Annotated in this window: 2 protein-coding genes and 1 pseudogene; 2 read left to right on the top strand and 1 reads right to left on the bottom strand. The window is 60.8% G+C overall.

Annotated elements, in window-relative coordinates:
- Window positions 1-181: YicC/YloC family endoribonuclease (locus tag A3754_RS21435; protein WP_304439852.1), on the bottom strand; the 181-nt coding region annotated here is incomplete at its 3' end.
- 341 nt (window positions 182-522) lie between these two features.
- Between A3754_RS21435 and rph the strand changes: the two genes are divergently transcribed.
- Complete coding sequence (rph, locus tag A3754_RS21430) at window positions 523-1,239, top strand: ribonuclease PH (RefSeq protein ID WP_063521286.1); 717 nt, start codon at window positions 523-525, stop codon at window positions 1,237-1,239.
- 88 nt (window positions 1,240-1,327) lie between these two features.
- Window positions 1,328-1,606, top strand: a pseudogene (gene pyrE / locus A3754_RS21425) (orotate phosphoribosyltransferase); the annotation flags it as partial.

The raw sequence follows: 1,606 nt of genomic DNA, 5'->3' as shown, positions 1-1,606 counted from the left end.
TGACTTCCACCTTGCCCCGGGCGAGGGCCTTGCGGCAGCGTTCGCGCACGGCGTTTTCCAGTGAGCGCAGGGCGTCGGGCAGACGTGGGCTGATTTCCAGGTAACGGTGGTTCACGGCCTTGATTTCCCAGACCAGGCCGTAGCCTTCAAGCGGGCGGTCGGCGCGGGCAAAAGCGGTCATGCTGCAAATCATGGTGAACCTCTGTGTTGGCCATGGAATGTCCCGGTGTTCGTGCCCTGTAGGAGCTTGCTTGCAAGCGAAAAGGCAATGCCGGAAGCGAGTATCGAGTGACGAGTTGCGAAACCCCGGCTTTCCCAATATCAAGTCTTGCCTTTCGAAGCTCGCTTCTCGTCACTCGGGACTGTCTTTTCGCCTGCAGGCAGGCGCCTGCGGCATGAAACACCGCGGGCGGTGCCGGGTTCCCTAGTCTAGTCGAGACGGGGTTGGGTGCAAGGCAGGCATTGGCGCCGGTGTTTGCTACAATGGTCGCCCTTTTGATTCCAAGACTACCAGGAGATTCCATGCGCCCATCCGGCCGAGCCCCCGACCAACTGCGTGAACTGAGCTTTACCCGCAACTACACCGTTCATGCCGAGGGCAGCGTATTGGTGGCGTTCGGGAACACCAAGGTGCTGTGTACCGCGTCCGTGGAAGAGGGCGTGCCGCGCTTTCTCAAGGGCAAGGGCCAGGGTTGGCTGACTGCGGAATACAGCATGCTGCCGCGTTCCACCCACACCCGTTCCGGCCGTGAGGCGACACGAGGCAAGCAGGGCGGACGCACGCTGGAAATCCAGCGTTTGATCGGCCGTTCCCTGCGTGCCGCGGTGGACATGAAGGCGCTGGGTGAGCGCACCATCTATCTGGATTGCGACGTGCTGCAGGCGGACGGTGGCACGCGAACTGCATCTATTTCCGGAGCCTGTGTGGCGCTGGTGGATGCTTTTACCCACCTGCTGGAAACCAAGAAGATCAAGAGTGACCCGCTCACCGGCCTGGTGGGCGCGGTGTCCGTGGGCATGTTCGAGGATGCTCCGGTGCTGGATCTGGATTACGCCGAAGACTCCAATGCGGGCACCGACATGAACGTGGTGATGACCCAGCAGGGCGGCTTTATCGAGATTCAGGGTTCCGCAGAGGGCGCGCCATTTACCCGTGAGCAGTCTGACAGCCTGTTGGGGCTGGCGGAAAAGGGCATTGGCGAGATCATCAAGGCCCAGCAGGTGGCGCTGGGCTGGTAACACGCCAAGAGAGAAAGGCGGGCCGTGTCGCTGTGGTGGCGCGGTTTCGCGCTGTTGCGAACAGACTGGCTAGTACACAGGCTTGAGTATGAAGAACTACAAGAAGCATTTTCTGCGCTTTGCCGAAGAGCGTGAGGCGTTGAAGTTCGGGGAATTTACCCTGAAGTCCGGGCGCAAAAGCCCGTATTTCTTCAATGCTGGCACTTTTAACACCGGCGAGGCCCTGGCTCGGCTGGGTCGCTATTATGCGGATGCGATCATGGCATCCGGGCTGGAATTCGATATGTTGTTCGGGCCGGCCTATAAAGGCATCCCGCTGGTAGCGGCGGTGTCCGTGGCGCTGGCCGAGCACCATGGCCGGGATTAC

The organism is Alcanivorax sp. HI0083 (assembly GCF_001635175.1).
The sequence above is the reverse complement of the archived record's forward strand: the minus strand, read 5'-3'. Positions and strand labels throughout refer to the sequence as shown.